Source organism: Pseudooceanicola nanhaiensis (assembly GCF_020171315.1).
Lineage (GTDB): Bacteria > Pseudomonadota > Alphaproteobacteria > Rhodobacterales > Rhodobacteraceae > Pseudooceanicola > Pseudooceanicola nanhaiensis_A.
This window is the reverse complement of the sequence record NZ_JAIUZP010000001.1, coordinates 998,122-1,016,962: the sequence shown is the minus strand read 5'-3', so window position 1 is coordinate 1,016,962 and position 18,841 is coordinate 998,122. Positions and strand designations below refer to the sequence as shown.

The window sequence follows — 18,841 nt, the reverse complement described above, 5'->3', positions numbered from 1 at the left end:
TGCAAGGTGTGACTGGAGTTCAGACGTGTGCTCTTCCGATCTTCCGCGCGCGCCTTCCGGAACGCGGGCCGTGCGGCGCCTGCCCTCCTCAAACCGATCCCCCATCCGGGCCGGTTTACAATCGGCCCGGGCAAGGCGCCCCCGCTCGACAACCGCAAGCATGTCATGCCCCCGAAAATCGATCAAAACGGCATGGTTGACGCCTCATGGCCCTGAACGTAGCCTAGCAACTTTAACCACCGTTTGAGTATTTCAGGCGTCAGTTGGCGCGCACGGATACACACCTTCATGGCCTTCACCTTCGGCATCGTCTCGCTGTCCAGCATCACCGGCGCAGACCCAATCAGCGGATCGGAGTCGGACGATACCAGCACCGTCGGGACCACCGTCGGCGACGTGATGTCGTTTTCCAGCGCCGCGGACGTGGCGGCGCAGACCGCGGATGGCGATTATCCGGATGATGGCGGCGCCACGCTGATCGCGCCGGTCACCATCAACGGTGTCACCTATCCCGCCGGGTCCGAGGTCGAGGCCGACTGGGAGGTGATCACCCAAGATCCCGACACCGGCCTCTATTACCGCATCACCGGCCTCTATATCGAGAATGACCCGGTGGGCGTGGCGATCTCTCGGGCGTGGGATGCCAGCACCGGCCAGTACGTGGCGGGGGATGCCGGGGTCTACCAGCCCGGCACGGCGCTCACCCAGATCGACGGCGATGATCTCGACGACACGCCGAACCAGGCGAACTTCACCACCGACAGCAATTACGCCGACTACGGCGGGCAGGATGGTATCGGCAACGATGCCCATCTCACCGACAGCAATGGCGTGGTCATGTGCTTCACGCGCGGCACACGCATCGCCACCCCACGCGGAGAGATCGCTGTCGAGGCGCTGCGGGTGGGCGATCTGGTGTCGACGCTCGATTCCGGCGATCAGCCGCTGCGGTATATCGGGCGCCGCACAGTGACGCCGGAGGAGCTGCGGGACACGCCGCAGCTGGCCCCCGTGCGGGTGCGCGCAGGCGTACTGGGGCACGGGCTGCCCCGGCGGGACCTCGTTCTGTCACCCCAGCATCGTCTGCTGCTGCGCTCGAAGATCGCCCAGCGCATGTATGGCTCGCCGGAGGTGCTGGTCGCCGCCCGCCAGCTGCGGCATCTGGGCGGCGTCGCGCAGATCGCGCCGGAGGGGGTAGAGTATTTCCACCTGCTCTTCGACCGGCACGAGATCGTACTGGCAGAGGGTGCCCCGGCGGAATCCCTCTATCTTGGCGATCGGGCCCTGAACGGCCTGCCGCAGGCGCTGCGCGACGAGGTGCTGGCCCTCTTCCCAGAGCTGCGGGCCTTCGGTCCCCGGGCCTCGCGTCCGCTGATCGACGGGCCACGCGCCAAGCGGCTGGTGCTGCGCCATCGCCGCAACCGTCGCACAATCCTCACCTGAAGCGTCCTACGCCGCCTCTCGCACCGCGCCTCACGTGCCGTGGTCGCGCCCTGCGCGCCGCGTGAAAGGTGTCGGTCGACGCCCGATCCCGCGCGGGTGTCAGACAGCAAGGCCGCGGCACCGGGCCACCTGCCCTCTGTCTGCAGCGACGATTGCTCTCCTCCCATAACATTCGCGTTACAATGGGTCGCTACATGCCCGTTGTGTTGCCGCCTGCATCCCGGCGCACGCCGCCGTCTTCGCCCACGGCACCCGAAACCGCACAGAGGATATCCCCGTGAAACGCACCCTTATTTCCGCCCTGGCGCTGACGGCCGCCGCGACCGCACATGCCCAGGACCTGCCCGACCTCCAGTCCGGCAGCGACTGGTTCAAAGCCGGCGAGACCACCATCCAGGAGCTGATCGCCCGCGAACAGAACACCGGCCGGGCCAAGAACGTCATCCTGATGATCGCGGACGGCAACGGCGTGGGCACCAACTACGCGACCCGCCTCTATGTCGGTCAGCAGATGGGCAAGCTGGGCGAGGAGCACGTGCTTCCCTACGAGACCAGCGAATTCTATTCGGCGCTGGTGAAGACCTACAACATCAACGCCCAGACCCCGGATTCCGCTCCGACCGCCGGCGCGATGAACACCGGCGTGAAGCAGCGGTTCAACCTGATCAACCTCGGCGGCACCGCGATCCATGACGATTGCTCGACCGTGGCCGGCAACGAGCTGACCACCTTCGCCGAACTGGTCGCCGCCGAAGGCAAGTCCGTCGGCATCGTTTCCACCGCCCGGCTGACCCACGCGACCCCGGCCGCCGTCTACTCCAAGACCGCGAACCGCAACTGGGAAGACGCCGTGCCGGAAGGCTGCACCGCCCAGACGGACATCGCCGCCCAGATGATCGACGCGATGACCTCGGGCATGCTCGACATCGCGCTCGGCGGCGGCGCGCGCTACTTCGTGCCCAAGGGCACGGCCACCCCGAACGGCGGCAGCGGCCACCGCGCCGACGGTGCCGACCTGCTGACCGCCGCGGCGGATGCAGGCATCCAGTATGCCTCGAACAAGGAAGAGTTCGACGCGCTGGAGATGACCGCGCCGATCCTCGGCCTGTGGACCGACAGCCACACCTCCTACGAGGCGGACCGCCCGGCCACCGAACCCTCGCTGACCGACATGACCCGCACCGCGATCGAGTTCCTGAGCCAGAACGAAGACGGCTTCTACCTCGAGATCGAAGCGGGCCGTGTGGACCACGCCAACCACGCCGGCAACTTCGCCCGGACCGCGGCCGACGGCATGATCTGGACCGAAGCCGTCGCCCTGGCCGACGAGATGACCAGCGACGAGGACACCCTCATCATCGTGACCGCCGACCACGAGCACGCCATTGCCTTCAACGGCTACTGCGGCCGCGGCACCCCGATCCAGGGGCTCTGCTTCGGTATCGCCAAGACCGGTGAAATCCACAGCGACGATCTGAACCTCGCCGATGACGGCCAGCCCTACTCGGTCATCTCCTACGCCAACGGCTCGGGCTCGATACTGCGCGAGGACATGAACTACGCGGGCGTCCGCCCGGCGGTCACGCAGGAAGAGGCGATGGACGTCGACTACCTCCAGCAGGCCCTGATCCCGATGTCCTCGGAAACCCATTCGGGCGAGGATGTGGCCGTCTACGCGAAAGGCCCCTGGGCGCATCTGATCGACGGCACCATCGAACAGAACGTCATCTTCCACGTGATGAACCACGCCGTTAACGTCGAGTAATCGGCCCTCTACGACACCAGAAGCAAGGGGCCCGTTGCAGGGCCCCTTGCGCCGTTCCGGCCCGCCCCGCCCCTGCCCCTGCGCCGGGCGGCACGGAAGATGAAGGAGACCACCCATGTTCACGCGCCGTACGTTCCTGACCGCCTCGCTCGCGACCCCGCTGCTGGCCCGGCCCACGCTGGCCGCAGACGAGGTCATCAAGCTGCGCAATCTCTACGACCGCAAGGCCCTGTCCGACCTGGCGAAATCCCGCGAGGGCAAGCGGATCGCGGTGGATGGCTACATGGCCCCGCCCCTGAAGGCGGAAAGCGCCTTCTTCGTGCTGACGCGACGCCCCATGTCGGTCTGCCCCTTCTGCGAGACGGAGGCCGAATGGCCGAACGATATCCTCGCCGTCTACACCAAGCGGATCGTCGACGTGGTGCCCTACAACGTCAAGATCGTGACCTCCGGCGTGCTGGAGCTTGGCGCCTACCGCGACCCGGAGACCGGCTTCCTCAGCATGGTCCGGCTGGTCGACGCGAGCTACGACTGACCATGGGACTGGCGCTGTCCATTTCCGATCTGCGGGTCACCGCCCCGCGGGGACGTGTCCTGCTGTCTGTCCCGGGGCTGGAAATCCCCGCAGGTTCCCTCGTGGGGATCGAGGGCCCGTCGGGCGCAGGCAAGTCGACCCTGCTCTATGCCCTCGCCGGATTGCTGGCGGCGGAGGGGCGCATTCGCTGGGGCGATGACGATCTCCTGTCTCTGGGCGCCGAGAAACGCGCCCGGTTCCGCGCCCGCAACATCGGCATGATCTTTCAGGATTTCCTGCTCTTCGAAGAGCTTGGCGCGGGGGACAATGCGGCCCTCTCTGCCCTGTTCCGCCCCCGCCGCGACCGCGCCGCCCTGCGCGCGAAGGCCGCCGAACGGCTGGCGTTTCTCGGGCTTGGCGCCCAGATCTCCGACCGCACCGTCAGCAGCTTTTCCGGTGGCGAGCGTCAGCGCGTCGCCATTGCCCGCGCCACGGCCACCGACGCCGCGGTGCTGCTGGCCGATGAACCGACGGCCAGCCTCGACCGGGCGGCGGCGGACCGGCTGATCGACGATCTGGTCACCCTCGCCCGCGCGAACGGCACAACGCTGATCGTCGTCAGCCACGACGCCGCCCTCGTCTCGCGCATGGACCGCGTGCTGACGATCCGGGATGGCGCCCTCACCGCCGACAGGATGACCATGGCATGAGCGCACTCTGGAACGGCCTCTCCGCCCTGTCGCAGGACATCCTGATGACACTCGCCCTGCTGCTGCCCGCGCTGATCGTCGGTGCGCTGGTGCTGCGGGGCTATGCCCCCTGGCCGCTGGTGCGCGCGATCCTGTGGCGGTTCCGGGTCGCCTCGGCCCTCTTCGTCCTGCTGATCGCGATTTCGGTCGGCATGGGGATCGGGCTGCTGGCGCAGGAACGCGGGCTGCGGCGCGGCACTGCGCAGGCGGCGGACAAGTTCGACCTCGTCGTTGCCGCCCCCGGCAGCGAGATGAGCGTGATGATGGCCGCCGTCTTCCTGCAACCCTCCGACATGCCCCTGCTGGACGGCGAGACCTATGCCGAGGTCGCGGGCCACGAGAATGTCTCGATCGCCGCCCCGCTGGCCTTCGGCGACAGCTTCGGCACCTCCCCGGTGATCGGGACAACGGCGGAGTTCGCGCGCTACCTCGCCGAGGACCGGATCGAGGGCCGGATGTGGCAGAGCGAGCACGAGGCCCTTGTCGGCGCGCTTGTGCCGCTTGCCATCGGCGAGGAGTTCACCCCGGCGCATGGGCACGGCGATGCCGCCGAAGAGCACGCCCATGACGGGGCCCATCTGGAGGTCGTCGGCAGGCTGGCCGCCAGCGGAACGCCATGGGACCGCGCCATCCTCCTCCCGGTCGAGGCGATCTGGGAAGTGCACGGCGTCAGCAACGGCCATGCGCCCGAGCGCGCGGACCAGATCGGCCCGCCCTTCGATCCCGCCTATTTCCCCGGGACGCCCGCCATCGTCGTGCGCTCCGAGGCGCTGTGGGCGAATTACGCCCTCCGGTCCGAGTTCACGCGCGACCGCGAGACCATGGCCTTCTTCCCCGGTGCCGTGCTGGCGCAGCTCTACCGCGTGCTTGGCGACATTCGTCAGATCATGTCTCTCATGGCTCTGGTGACCCAGGGGCTGGTCGCCTCGGCGGTGCTGCTGGGGCTCTTCATCCTGTCGCGCCTGCTCCACCGCCAGATCGCCCTGCTGCGCGCCCTCGGGGCGACCGCCCGTTTCGTCTTTGCCGTCATCTGGTCCTTCGGGGCCGCGCTGCTGCTGGCGGGATCGGCGCTTGGCCTGCTGACCGGCGTCGCCGCCGCCTCGGTGCTGTCGAAGGTGGTGACCGCGCGGACAGATGTCCTCGTGACCGCGCCACTGGGGTGGGGCGAGCTGCACGTGCTGGCGGCCTTCGTCTCCGTGACGCTGCTGCTTTCGCTGGTCCCGGCGGCCTTCATCCTCCGACAGCCCGTGGTGCCAAGCCTGCGGGCCTAGGGCGCGGCGCCTGCCGTGGCCCCCATATATGGCGGCCTAACGGCCGGGGCTCTGTCCGCCCCGGCCTGTGGATGCCCCCTCAGAAGAGGAAGTCATCCGCCGAGTAGAGCCCGGTCCAGCCCACATCCGCGAAGGCGACACCGTTCAGGGTGATCTGGTTCGCCCCGTCGACGATCACCGCCGTGCCGCCCACATCGACGAGGTGATTGGTCAGCAGGTCCCAGAAGCTGACGATCTCGGTCACGGCGGAGAGGTCGATCTTCTCGGCGTCATCGGCGGAGAAGTTGTTCAGCACGTCGACGCCGAACCCGTCTGCGAAGATGAAGAGGTCATCGCCACCGCCGCCGATCAACTTGTCGTCGCCCGCACCGCCGATCAGCGTATCGTTCCCGGCCTGCCCCTTGAGAAGGTCGTTCCCCTCCCCGCCCGCGATCAGGTCGTTCCCGCCGCCGGCGCGCAGCGTATCCGCCCCCGCGCCGCCGTCGAGGTTGTCCCAGCCATAGTCGGAGCCGCCCTTGAGGTCGTCGTTGCCCTCGCCGCCGATCAGCGTGTCGCCGCCAAGGCTGCCATCCAGCCGGTCATCGCCGATGCCGCCATCCAGCCAGTCGCTGCCATCGCCCCCGTCGAGCTTGTCGAACCCGGTGCCGCCGATCAGCGTGTCCTGCCCGGCACCCCCGACAAGCTGGTCCGATCCCGCGCCGCCATCAAGACTGTCCGCCCCGGTGCCGCCGTCGAGCGTGTCGTTGCCGGTCGAGCCGATCAGGTCGTCGCCGCCCGCGCCCCCCAGCAAGAGGTCATCGCCGGTGCCGCCCAGAAGCAGGTCGTTGCCCTCGCCCCCGTCCAGCGCATCGTTCCCGATGCCGCCGTCGAGCGTGTCGTGGCTGTCGCCCCCGTTGAGCAGGTCATCGCCCTGATTGCCGGTGAGGAGGTCCCGGTTGCCGCCGCCGAGGAGCGTGTCCTGTCCATCCCCGCCTTCCAGCGTGTCCTCGCCCAGACCGGCGTTGATCACGTCATCGCCAAGCCCGCCGAGGAGCAGGTCATTCCCGGTGAGACCGATCAGGCGATCGTCCCCCGCCCCGCCCGAAAGCGTGTTGTCGGCCCAGTTGCCGGTCAGGTCATCGTCCCCGGCACCCGAGAGCACGCCCTCCACCGCGGTGATCTGGAGCGCGCCGAGGCCGCTGGCCTGCGGCCCGGCAAGGCGCAGGTCCAGCGTCACGCCGACGAGGCTGGCAGAGAGGTCGAGCACATCCGCCCCCGCGCCGCCGTCCAAGGTGGCCGGTCCGGCGTCGAGGACGAACAGGTCATCGCCCGCCCCGCCCTGAAGCGTGTCGCTGCCCGCGGAGCCAAGTAGGGTATCGTCGCCCTCGCCCCCGTCGAGCAGGTCGTTCCCGTCACCGCCCGTCAGCAGGTCGGCCCCGGTGCCGCCCTCCAAGGTGTCGTCGCCCTCCCCGCCGTCGAGGCTGTCGTCGCCGTCACCGCCCAGCAGCGTGTCGTCCGCCCCGGCGCCCAGCACGGTGTCGTCACCGGCACCCCCATCGAGCAGGTCGCCGCCCCAGCCGCCGTCGAGCAGGTCAGCCCCGTCGCCACCGGAGAGCGTATCCGTCCCGCCGAGCCCCAGCAGGCTGTCGTCGCCGGAGGCGCCGATCAGCAGGTTCGCCGCGCCGGTCCCGGTCAGGGTATCGTCCCCGCCGCCGCTCATGGCGCCCTCAATCCCGCTCAGCTCAAGCGTGCCGAGCCCGGTCGCCTGCACGCCTGCCGCGCCAAGGTCGATGGTCACGCCGGTCAGCGCCGTGGCCTCGGTCACACCATAGACGCCGACGAGGTCGAACCCGGTCCCGCCGATCACCGTGTCATTGCCCTCGTTCGCGATCAGCGTGTCATCCCCGTCAGCCCCGTCGAGACTGTCATCGCCGCTCCAGCCCTGGAGTAGGTTGGCCCCGCCGTCGCCGACAAGCGTATCGTCGCCAATCGTGCCAAAGAGGTTTTCGATCCCGACCAGCGTGTCGGTGCCGTGATAGGCATTGATGTACTGCGCCCCCGCGATGGAGAGGTCCACAGCGACACCGCTGCCCGAGGTGTCATCGCCGTAGACCGCGATGTCCGCGCCCGTCCCGCCGACGAGGCTGTCGTCGCCCCGGCCGCCGATCAGGATGTCATCGCCCGCGCCACCGTCCAGCGTATCGTTGAAGAGCGCCCCGTCATCGTCGTACCGCCCGCCGACCAGCGTGTCGTTGCCCGCCCCGCCGACAAGGGAATCGTGCCCGTTCAGACCATCGAGCAGGTTGTCCCCTGCATCCCCGATCAGCGTGTCGGACCAGTAGGAGCCCTCGATATTCTCGACGTTCACCAGCCGCACAAGACCCACGCCGGTCTCCTGCCAGTCGGTGTCGGAGAGGTCCACGCTCACCGCGTCGCCGAAGAAGCTGTAGTTGAACTGCAACGTGTCGCGATCGAGGCCGCCGTCGATGTCGTTCGTCCCGCCGTTGACGTAGATCGTGTCTTCGCCCGCCCCGCCCAGCAGGAGGTTGCTGTCTAAGGCGTCATAGAGGAAGTCACCCCCGTCGCCGCCATCGAGCGTGTCATCGCCGCCCGACCCGATGAGGTAATCCATCCCGCCGTTGCCGATCAGGTGATCGGCACCGCTGGCGCCATTGAGCCTGTTGTCGCCCTCATCCCCGATGAGCGTGTCGTCCCCGGTGTTGCCTTCGAGGTTCTGGATGTCGACCAGCAGGTCCGACCCGAGGCTTGCGCTGATGAACTGGCGGCCCGCGATCCGCAGATCGATGGCAATCCCGTCGACGGTAGCGAAGGAGGCGGTGTTCGATCCCGCGCCGCCGTAGAGATCATCGTCCCCGGCCGCGCCGTTCAGGGTATCGTCCCCATCCCCGCCAAGCAGCGTGTCATCGCCCGCCTGTCCAAGCAGCGAGTCGTCGTCCGCGCCGCCATCAAGACTGTCGTTGCCGGCGCCGCCCAGCAGCGTGTCATCCCCCGCACGCCCGAAGAAGACATCGTCGCCCGAGATGTAGGAGCTTTCGATCCGGTTGTCGCCTGCATCGCCATAGATCGTGTCGTTGCCGTCGCCAGCGGTGACCCACTCGATGTTCAGGATACGGTCGGTCCCGAAGCCGGTGTTCTGGTAGCCGGTGATCGCCAGATCGAGGGTCACATCGACGATCTCATCCTCCCCCGTCACCGGGTTGTAGACCCGCCCGGTGAAGCCGATCTGGTCGATCCCGTCCTCGCCGTTGTAGACATCCCCGTCCGAGACGTAGCCCCCGACATAGATGTAATCCCCGTCCGCCCCGCCCAGCAGGGTGTCCGCATCCGTGTCGAAATCGTCGAGCTGGTCCCCCCCGTCACCGCCATAGAGCGTGTCATTGCCCCAGCCGCCATCGAGCAGGTCCCATTGTCCGCCGCCCCCGTAGAGCCGGTCATTTCCGCCGCCGCCCGCAAGCCAGTCGATCCCGTCTTCGCCGAAGAGGGAGTCGTTGCCGTCACCGCCCTCCAGCGTGTCACCGCCCACGTCCCCGCGCAGCAGGTCGTCCCCGTCATAGCCGTAAAGACGGTCGTCGCCCTCGTTGCCGTAGAGCGTGTCATTCCCCCAGCCGCCATCAATCTCGTCGTTGCCGAAGCCGCCGCTCAGCAGGTCGTCCCCGTCGCCCGCGTAGATTGAATCGTCGCCGTACTCGCCATGGATGATGGTGCCGATGCCGTCGTAATTGTCGTCCCAGATCTCGTCGTCACCGTCGCCACCGAGGACGGAATCCGCGCCGTCGCCCGCCTCGATCGTGTCGTTCCCGGCGCCGCCGCTGATGGTGTCATCGCCCGCTCCGCCCCGGATCGAATCCGCGCCGTCGCCGCCGTTGATCACATCGTCGCCGTCGCCGCCGTCGAGGGTGTCGTCGTCCTCGTTCCCGTTCAGCAGGTCGGCCCCCGCGCCCCCTTCGAGGCTGTCGTTTCCGGTGCCGCCCGACAGGCTGTCATCCCCGGCCCCGCCGCGCAGCACGTCCGCGCCGGTCCACCCGCTGAGCGTATCCGCCCCGTCGCCCCCGTCGAGGGTGTCGTCGCCGTTGCCGCCAAGAAGGCTGTCATCGCCACCTTCGCCAGAGAGGCTGTCGTCACCGTCGAAGCCTTCCAACGTGTCGTCGCTCGCATCCCCGGTCAGGGTGTCGTTGCCGGAGGTTCCGGGCAGATAGGCCGCGATCACGGCCTGGGCGAGGCGCAGATCGCCCTCAGCCGCCGCCTCGTCCAGGGGCTGCGTTTCCGTGACGGCCGGGGCGATGGCCCCACCGATGACCGGGCGCAGGCCCGCCTTGCTGAACGTCATGAAGTCCCCCGAAATGTCCGGCGCCGAAACACCCGTCTTGAATTGGACCACAGCAGTATTGCGGCAGCCCTTCCCCAGGGGCATTTGCACTGATCCGGGATTGCGATGTCAAGGCACAGGGCCCACAAGGACTTGATCCAGATTGGCGTTTCCCGGGACGATGCCCGCACCGCGGCGTCGGGATTTTCCGGCCCTTTTCAGGAAAACAAGGCGTCCCGCGCCGCCAGCAAGGCTGTGTCTGCCCGCCCATACAATAGGGAAAAATATGGGGATCTGGGCCTGAAAGCCGGGCCGATTTTTTCTCCCGACGGCCCATTCGATTGCCCATTTTCGCGAGGCGGCTCCTTTTCGCCAACTGCGCCCAAAGTCATTGTGCCATCGCACGAGCCCAGCCTACGGTGGATCAGCGGCGCAATGATCCACATTGCGCGCTTGTCAATTCAAGGAAGCCAATCCATGCCAGTGACCGATCTTTACGAAAACCTCGGCGATGCGCCGGGCGACATCACGACGCCCTATTCCATGACGATCGGGCAGACCTTTCACGGGACAGTGGACAATCGAGGCGGTCATGACTGGATCGCAATTGATCTGGAGGCGGGTCAAACGATTTCGATCTCCCTCAACGGCGTTACCCTGAGCGACACCTATCTATATTTGCGCGACAGCGATGGCACGTTGATCAGTCGGAACGATGATGGTGGTCCCGGATTGAATTCGCTTATCAAATTCACTGTTCCGGAAACCGCGATCTACTATCTCGACGCCGCGGGCTACGGTAACTATTACACGGGCACTTATCGCCTGTCAGTCACTGAACTGATTTCCGGCACAACCGGCGATGACAGCCTGATCGGCACGGCAGGCGATGACTCGATTGTTGGGTACGCTGGCGACGACACGCTTGGCGGTGGGTCCGCCGGACATGACACGCTCTCTGGCGGTGAGGACGACGACCTCATCTGGGGCGGCTCGGGCGACGACAGCCTGGACGGCAGCAATGGCAACGACCGGCTTTGGGGCGGCTGGGGCGAAGACACGATCTATGGTGGCCATGACAACGACGTGATCGGAGGCGGCGGGGGTGACGATTTCCTCGATGGCGGCTACGGCAACGACACCATCTATGGCGACGGCGGCAATGACCGTATTTTCGCCTACTACGGTGATGACCTCGTCTACGGCGGCGCCGGAAATGATTACGTATACGGCCATCTGGGGAACGACACGCTCTTTGGAAATGAGGGCAACGACACCATTGTAGGCGTAACCGGAAACAACCGGCTGATTGGTGGCAACGGGTCCGACATCGTCCGGGGCGGCTATGGCCGCGACACGCTCTTCGGCAATGACGGCAACGACTACCTTGAAGCATCAAGCGGCGACGACCTGCTGATCGGAGGCGACGACGCAGATGTCCTGCTTGGCGGCCGTGGCTTCGACACGGTGGATTATGGCGGCAACAGCACGGGGGTCGAGATGGTCTTCGTCCAGAACCATCATTACTTCTACAGCCTGCATGCGGCCCACGGCGGCGAGGCGGAGGGCGATGTGCTGAGCTCGATCGAAGTGATCCGCGGTTCCGCCCATGACGACGTCTTCGTGGCGGCCGATACGGCCAAGACCTTTCTCGGCCGGGGTGGCGACGACATCCTGACGGGCGGGGATGGCGGTGACTGGCTCCTCGGCGGCGCCGGGGATGACACGATCACCGGTCAGGGCGGCAACGACATGCTGCGCGGCGATGACGGGGCCGACCTGTTCATTTTCGCGGGCGTCTTCGGCAACGACACGATTCAGGATTTCGCGGCCGACGACGCCGAGAAGATCGACCTCTCGGGCGTGTCGGGGATCGTGGATTTTGCCGATCTCCTCGCCAACCACCTGAGCGAGGTGAACGGCAACGCGGTGATCACCACCGACGATGGCGAGATCACCCTGCGCGATGTGGCCGTGGCCGACTTCGGCCTTGCGGGGGCCTATTCGGCCGACGATTTCCTGTTCTGACCTAACCTGCGCCGGCCTGCCCTTGGGCGGGCCGGATCAGGGCATCAGGATGTCCTGCCGCTGGAAGCTGGTCACGATCCGGCTGAGATCGTCCAGCACCAGCTCCACCGTCGCACTCTGGACCGAGCCGAGCGGGAAGGCGATCAGCGGCAGGCCGTCCGTCTCCGTGAAGGCATTGGGCGAGGCCGTGCCCTCGTGGCAGGGCGGCATGTCCCATCGCGACATCGGGCCGCCATTGATCGAGATGTGGAAGCCCGCCAGACCGCAGCGCCAGCTCAGCACCTGCGTGCCATAGAGGTAGTCCTGCCCGTTCACCTCGTTCAGCGCCAGCCACGACCCGCGCGTGACCAGCAGCAGCTGCTTGATCTCCCCCGCGGTGGTGAACTTGCCCGTGGGCACCTGCGGTTCGGCCACGTAGCCATAGGCCGCGGCCTGTTCCGGGGTGAGGTAGACATCGCCGTCCTGCGCAAGGGCGGGCAGCGGCAAAAGCAGAGCGGCGGCAAGGAGATGTCGCATGAAAGGCACCTTTGAAATCGCGGGCGCACCGAGGCGCCGGAAAGATATTTCGTTCAATGAATGGCCTACTTATACTCTCAGGTGCCCCGGCCGATCCAGTCTTCGATCCCACGGTTCGAAACCGCCGCCCGGGCCATGGCGCAAGACCGGAGGCCCCATTGTCCAGCCCTGACCGCCCTGCCCCCGACATGCCCGCGGAGGCGTTCACGCTGCTCTGCATCGGGCAGGCCGGGCGGCTGCAATACGAGGCGCTGCTGCTGGTGGCTTCGCTCAGGGCCTATGCGCCGGGTTTCACCGGCCGCGTGGTGGTGGCCGAACCGCAGCCCGGCCCGCTCTGGGACGGTGACCCGCGGATGGATGACAGCGGCGTCCGGGAGGTGCTGGAGGAGATGGGCGCCGAGATCCTGCCCTTCGAGAGCCGCCACTTCGGCGCGTCCTATCCCAACGGCAACAAGATCGAGGCCCTGCTGGCCCTGCCGGAGGGCGAGCCCTTCGTCTTCCTCGACAGCGACACGCTGGTGCTGGACGAGATCGCGCAGGTGCCCTTCGACTTCGACCGCCCCGGCGCCTCGCTGAAGCGCGAGGGCACATGGCCCGAGATCGAGCTTTACGGCCCGGGCTACGGCGCGATCTGGAAATCGCTCTACGACCGCTTCGGGCTGGACTTCGACAGCTCCCTCGACCTGAGCCAGCCGGACGAGTTCTGGCGGCGCTATCTCTATTTCAACGCGGGCTATTTCTTCTATCGCTGCCCGCGGGTCTTCGGGCAGCGGTTCCTCGACATCGCGCTTGCGATCCGGGACGACCCGCCGGAGGAACTGCTGGGACAGGCGCTCTATCCCTGGCTTGACCAGATCGCCCTGCCGCTGGTGATCCACGGGCTCGGCGGCGGGCGGGACGCGCTGCCCGAGGGGCTGATGGACGGGCGGGTGACCTGCCATTACCGGCTGCTGCCGCTGCTCTACGCGCTGGAAGGGCCAGCCACCATCGCCAAGCTGGAGCATCTGGCGCAGGACAACCGGCTGAAGAAGCTGCTGAAAGGCCACGATGCGTTCAAGCGGGTGATCTATCAGGGCAAGGGCGAGAAGGCGCGCAAGCTCTTCGACCGGGACGAGGGGCCATTGCGCAGCGTGCAGATCCGCAAGCGGCTGAAACGGCACAATCTCTGGCTGCGGTGAGGGGCGTGGTGCGCGGGGACTGAGCGCGGCTAAAACCCAACCAGAGCGCGGAAGGCCCTTGCTTTTGGCGCTCAAGTAAATTGAAGGCCCCGGTTACTGCCACTGCCCCTTTGCTACGCCTTCCGGCCCGTCGGGAGGGCAGCGCCGTCCCGCGGGGTGGCGCAATAGCGCCGCCCCATGGGGGCGGGCCGGCGCTGCCCGGCCTCTCGGCCGGGCGGGACATCCCGAGGGGACACGGCCCCGTGGTTTGCCTCGCGGTTTCTGTCCAGCCATGCCGCCGCATGCCTTAGCCGCAGACCCCATCCGGCCAGACGGGTTGCTCCACCGGGCCTACGCCACAGCACGTCTGCAGCCTAGAACGGCTGACGCCCCCTCCCTGTCCCGACAGCGCGCCTCAACCAGCCCACCGCCCCGCCCCCCAACCTCACCGTTGTGACACCTCCCCCGATGTCCTATCCCTAGGGCGCGCATGCGCATATTTTGAGGGAGGTTCTTCATGTCTTACGGTTTCGACACCTTGCAGATCCACGCCGGCGCCCGGCCCGATCCGGCCACCGGCGCGCGGCAGACGCCGATCTACCAGACCACGGCCTATGTCTTCCGCGACGCGGATCACGCGGCGGCGCTGTTCAACCTGCAGGAAGTAGGCAACATCTATTCCCGCCTCACCAACCCCACCGTCAGCGTGCTGGCGGAGCGGATCGCCACGCTGGAAGGCGGCGTCGGCGCGGTCTGCTGCTCTTCGGGACATGCGGCGCAGATCCTCGCGCTCTTCCCGCTGATGGGGCCGGGGCGCAATGTCGTGGCCTCCACCCGGCTCTACGGCGGCACGGTCACCCAGTTCAGCCAGACCATCAAGCGCTTCGGCTGGTCCGCCAAGTTCGTGGATTTCGATGACCTCGACGCGGTGAAGGCCGCGATCGACGATGACACCCGCGCGGTCTTCTGCGAGTCCATCGCCAACCCGGGCGGCTACATCACCGATCTGGACGCCGTCGCCGCCGTCGCGGACGAGGCCGGCCTGCCGATGATCGTCGACAACACCTCGGCCACGCCCTACCTCTGCCGCCCCATCGAACACGGCGCGACGCTGGTGGTGCATTCGGCCACCAAGTACCTGACTGGCAACGGCACGGTGACCGGCGGCGTCGTGGTGGACTCGGGCCGTTTCGACTGGTCCGCCTCGGACAAGTTCCCCTCGCTCTCGGCGCCCGAGCCCGCCTACCACGGGCTCAAGTTCCACGAGACCTTCGGCCCGCTGGCCTATACCTTCCACGGCATCGCCATCGGCCTGCGCGACCTCGGCATGACGATGAACCCGCAGGGCGCGCATTACACGCTGATGGGGATCGAGACGCTCTCGCTGCGCATGGCGCGTCACGTGGAGAACGCGGTGAAGCTCGCCACATGGCTGGAGAACGATCCCCGCGTCTCCACCGTGACCTACGCCGGGCTGCCCTCCTCGCCCTACCACGACCGGGTGGCGCGGATCTGTCCCAAGGGCGCGGGCGGGCTCTTCACCTTCGGCGTGAAGGGCGGCTACGAGGCCTGCATCAAGCTGGTCGACAGCCTCGAGATCTTCTCGCATGTGGCCAACCTCGGCGACACGCGGTCGCTGATCATCCACCCCGCCTCCACCACCCACCGGCAGTTGACCGAGGAACAGCAGCGCGCGGCCTCCGCCGGGCCCGAGGTGGTGCGTGTCTCCATCGGGATCGAGGATGCGGACGACCTGATCGCCGATCTGGATCAGGCGCTCGCCAAGGCCACGGCCTGAGGCTGCAACCGACGCGGGAATGCTGCGTCGCAGCAAGGGCGATTGGCACAAGCCCCTCTCCCGCTTGCACAATCTGCCGCCACCCCGGGTGGCGGCAGACCGCCCTCACGCAGGTTCTGGCGGGTGTTTTACTTTTCCTTGACCCTCCCCTGTATTAAGCTTCCGCGCGGGTGCGACCCCGCGCGCACCGCCTTGGTAACTGGTCCGGGACCCTTTGCATGAAACCGAATTTCGCGCTGTCCCTCTCCGTCGACGGCATCCGCCTGATGCAGCGCTCCTCGCCGGGCTGGCTGCTCGTGGGCGAGGTGGCGCTGGACGATGGCGCCTTCGGTCCCGCGCTGGAGCGGCTGCGCGAACAGGCCACGCTGCTGGCCCCCGACAGCCAGCTGTGCAAGCTGGTCCTGCCGAACGACCAGATCCGCTACCTGACCATTGCCACCGCCCCCGCCAGCGAAAGCGAGCGGCGCAAGTCGGTCGAGACGGCGCTCGACGGGGCCACGCCCTATGACCTCGACGAACTGGTCTATGACTTCACCATTTCCGGCGGCGAGACCCATATCGCCGCCGTCGCCCGCGAGACCCTCGACGAGGCGGAGGAGTTCGCCGAACAGCATGGGTTCGATGCCGTCACCTTCACCGCGATCCCGCCCGAGGGCGCCTATCGCGGCGAGCCGGATTTCGGGCGCACCCGCGCCGCCGGGCGGCTTCTGTCCGCCGGGGACAGCGTCGAAACCGACGCCCTGCCGATCCGTATCCTCGGCACCGCGCGCCTGCCGGATGCGACACAGGCCCCCGTCCAAGAGCCCGAACAAACCCCCGTCCCGGAAGAGCTGACGCTGCCCGAGACGAGCGGCGTGGAGAAACCCGAGGCGGAGGCCGCCGCGCCGGAGGACGAGACGCCCGTCACCCCGGCCTTCTCCTCCCGCCGCAGCGCCCCTGCGGCAGAGCCCGCACCCGCCGAAACGCAGGCGGCAGAGGCAACCCCAGAGGCCCCCGCAAAGCCCCCCGCGCCCGAAAAGGCAGCTCTCTTCGATCCGAGCGGCGATGACGAGGACATCGCCCCCAAGCTCGACCTCGCCGCAGCGCACCGGGCCGAGGACGCCGCTGCCCCGACGCCTGCGCCCGCGTCCAGCCCCGAGCCGGACCTCGATCCCGAGGCCGCGCGCAGCGCCTCGATCGCCTCCCTGCGTCCTGAACAGGCCGGGGACACCGACCCGTCCGATCTGGAACCGGTCTCTGACAGCCACGCGCTCAAGGGCCTGCTCACCCGCCTCGCCGGACGCAGCAAGCCGCAGGCCGCCGAAGAGGACACCCCGGCGCCCAAGCCCGCCAAGGCCCCGCGCAAACCCGCAGCCAAGGCCCCCAAGGCCGCACCGGAGCCGCAGGCCACCGAAGAGGCAGAGGCCCGCCCCGTCCGCGCGCCGAACCCGGCGCTCGTCGCCCTCGCTGCCACGCAGCGCGACCGCCACGGCGGCCACCCCGGCCTGACCGCAGAGGCAGAGCCCGCCCCGACCCGCCCTGCCACGACGGGCGTCTCCCCCACCGCGCCGATCACGGCCCCCGCCGCCGCGGCCTCCGCGACGCTTGGCGGTGCATCCGGCTCCATGCGGCAGGCCTCGCGCGAAGAAGCCGAGCGGATGACCGTCTTCGGCGCCCGCGCCGGCGGTGCGGCGGCGCATCGGCCACGCTACATGGGCCTCTTCCTGACCGTGGTCCTGCTCCTGCTCATGGCAGGTGTTGCGGCCTGGGCCGGTATCTTCTCCGACAGCGCGCTCGCCTCGCTGTTCCGGCGCGCCCCGCAGGAAAACGCCGTCGCGGCCGCCCTGCCCGCGCCCGAGGACGCGCCTGCCACGCCCGAGGCCACCCCGGGAGCAGACAGCGAAGCCGACAGCCAGGAGGCGCCCCGCGCCCGGGAACTCGCCGCCCTGCCGACCCCGGAAGAGCAGGCCGAATCCGAGGAACCGCCGCAGGTCGACGACGCCCTCGCCCGCCTGACCGGCACCCAGCCGGAGCAGCCGCAACAGCTGCGCGCCGTCCCGCGCGAGGCCGCGCCGCAGTCCCTCGAAGCGCAGGACAGCGCCGCCGCCGAGGCCACCTATGCCGCGACCGGCATCTGGCCGCAGGCCCCCGATCACGCGACCCCGCCGCCCGCGGCCTCGCTCTCCGATCTCTACGTCGCCTCCATCGACGGCGGCGTGCCGAACCTCGATGCCATCGCCCTGCCCCTGCCCGAGGGGATCGAGACGGACCAGCGCCCGGCAACCCCGCTGAACCCGCCCCCGGCCGGGACGCAGTTCGTGCTGGATGACCGCGGGCTGGTTGCCGCGACGCCCGATGGTGCGATGACCCCCGCAGGCGGCCGCGTCTATGCGGGCAACCCGCCGCTGCTGCCGCCCGAACGTCCCGCGGAAACGCAGATCGCCGCCCTCGTCCCGGGTGTGCCGCGCACCATCGGCGGGGTGAACCTCGATGCCTTCCGGCCGCGCGTGCGGCCCGATGGCCTGCAAGAACGCAACGAGCGCAGCGAGCTTGGCGGCTTCACCCGCGACGAGCTTGCCGACCTGCGACCGCGCCTGCGTCCCTCCCTGCCCGAGGCCCAGCAGGAAACCGAGGAGAACGCCCCGGGGACCGAGTTCGCCGTGGGCGCCTCGCTCTTCCCCCGCGCCCGCCCGCAGGATTTCGCCTCGCGCGTGACAGCGGCGCAGCAGGCCCCCGCCACGCCGCAGGTCAGTGCCGCTGCGGCCGCCGCCGTGGCCGCGGCCCCGACGACTCCGGCCCGCAACGTCGCCCCCTCGATCCCGTCCAGCGCCTCTGTCACCCGTCAGGCGACGATGCAGAACGTGATGCGGCTGAACCAGATCAACCTGATCGGCGTCTATGGCCAGCCCTCCGACCGGCGCGCGCTGATCCGGCTCTCCAACGGGCGCTATCGCAAGGTGCAGGTCGGCGACACGATCGACGGCGGCAAGGTGGCGGCCATCGGCGACAGCGAGTTGCGCTACGTGAAGCGCGGGCGTGACGTGATCCTGCGGATGCCGACCGAGGGCTGAGGCCGAAGGCGACGCTCCGGCGGTACGCGGACGGCCCGGGGACGGTGGCCACGGTTCTTTGACCGTGACCGTGACCGTGACCGTGACCGTGACCGTGACCGTGACCACCGGCACCGCGGGACGAGCTGGCAAGCAAGCCCGCAGAGACCCGACTGTCCCGGGCGCGGTCCCGCAAGCCCCCTGCGGGCCCCACCAGAAGCAGCGATCCGCGCATGGCACGCCTCCATTGCGCGGCACTTTGCTC

At 68.3% G+C, this 18,841-nt stretch carries 11 protein-coding genes; 9 read left to right on the top strand and 2 right to left on the bottom strand.

The genetic code is table 11. The annotated features are described in order from the left end of the window. Positions 1-288: 288 nt before the first annotated feature. The 5 genes from LCM32_RS04585 to LCM32_RS04565 all read left to right on the top strand — a co-directional run bounded on the left by LCM32_RS04585 (position 289) and on the right by LCM32_RS04565 (position 5,742). The gene (locus LCM32_RS04585; protein WP_224819856.1) at positions 289-1,443 is read left to right on the top strand and encodes a Hint domain-containing protein; all 1,155 of its coding nucleotides are present in this window, start codon (positions 289-291) and stop codon (positions 1,441-1,443) included. 277 nt (positions 1,444-1,720) lie between these two features. Further along, complete coding sequence (locus LCM32_RS04580; RefSeq protein WP_224819855.1) at positions 1,721-3,208, top strand: alkaline phosphatase; 1,488 nt, start codon at positions 1,721-1,723, stop codon at positions 3,206-3,208. 115 nt (positions 3,209-3,323) lie between these two features. Then, entirely contained in the window at positions 3,324-3,743 is a 420-nt protein-coding gene (locus LCM32_RS04575) for a hypothetical protein (RefSeq protein ID WP_224819854.1), read from the top strand. A 2-nt stretch (positions 3,744-3,745) separates the two neighbouring features. Further along, complete coding sequence (locus LCM32_RS04570; RefSeq protein WP_224819853.1) at positions 3,746-4,432, top strand: ABC transporter ATP-binding protein; 687 nt, start codon at positions 3,746-3,748, stop codon at positions 4,430-4,432. Next, on the top strand, positions 4,429-5,742 hold the full coding sequence (locus tag LCM32_RS04565) for an FtsX-like permease family protein (RefSeq protein ID WP_224819852.1): 1,314 nt from the start codon (positions 4,429-4,431) through the stop codon (positions 5,740-5,742). Before LCM32_RS04570 ends, LCM32_RS04565 begins: the two co-directional genes overlap by 4 nt. 79 nt (positions 5,743-5,821) lie before the next feature. Here the strand turns inward: LCM32_RS04565 and LCM32_RS04560 are convergent, their stop codons facing one another. Beyond that, on the bottom strand, positions 5,822-10,069 hold the full coding sequence (locus LCM32_RS04560; protein WP_224819851.1) for a beta strand repeat-containing protein: 4,248 nt from the start codon (positions 10,067-10,069) through the stop codon (positions 5,822-5,824). 456 nt (positions 10,070-10,525) lie between these two features. Between LCM32_RS04560 and LCM32_RS21930 the strand changes: the two genes are divergently transcribed. Beyond that, complete coding sequence (locus LCM32_RS21930; RefSeq protein ID WP_263618059.1) at positions 10,526-12,076, top strand: pre-peptidase C-terminal domain-containing protein; 1,551 nt, start codon at positions 10,526-10,528, stop codon at positions 12,074-12,076. 36 nt (positions 12,077-12,112) lie between these two features. Here the strand turns inward: LCM32_RS21930 and LCM32_RS04545 are convergent, their stop codons facing one another. Beyond that, the gene (locus LCM32_RS04545) at positions 12,113-12,592 is read right to left on the bottom strand and encodes a hypothetical protein (RefSeq protein WP_224819850.1); all 480 of its coding nucleotides are present in this window, start codon (positions 12,590-12,592) and stop codon (positions 12,113-12,115) included. 188 nt (positions 12,593-12,780) lie between these two features. Between LCM32_RS04545 and LCM32_RS04540 the strand changes: the two genes are divergently transcribed. The 3 genes from LCM32_RS04540 (at position 12,781) to LCM32_RS04530 (ending at position 18,597) form a co-directional block, all read left to right on the top strand. After that, positions 12,781-13,770, top strand: a complete 990-nt coding sequence (locus LCM32_RS04540; RefSeq protein ID WP_224819897.1) for a glycosyltransferase family A protein — start codon at positions 12,781-12,783, stop codon at positions 13,768-13,770. A 496-nt stretch (positions 13,771-14,266) separates the two neighbouring features. Further along, positions 14,267-15,547 (top strand): O-acetylhomoserine aminocarboxypropyltransferase/cysteine synthase family protein, encoded by a 1,281-nt coding sequence (locus tag LCM32_RS04535; protein ID WP_224819849.1) that lies wholly within the window; start codon positions 14,267-14,269, stop codon positions 15,545-15,547. A 218-nt stretch (positions 15,548-15,765) separates the two neighbouring features. After that, positions 15,766-18,597: a hypothetical protein gene (locus tag LCM32_RS04530; RefSeq protein ID WP_224819848.1), complete on the top strand. Its 2,832-nt coding sequence runs from the start codon at positions 15,766-15,768 to the stop codon at positions 18,595-18,597. Positions 18,598-18,841 lie beyond the last annotated feature (244 nt).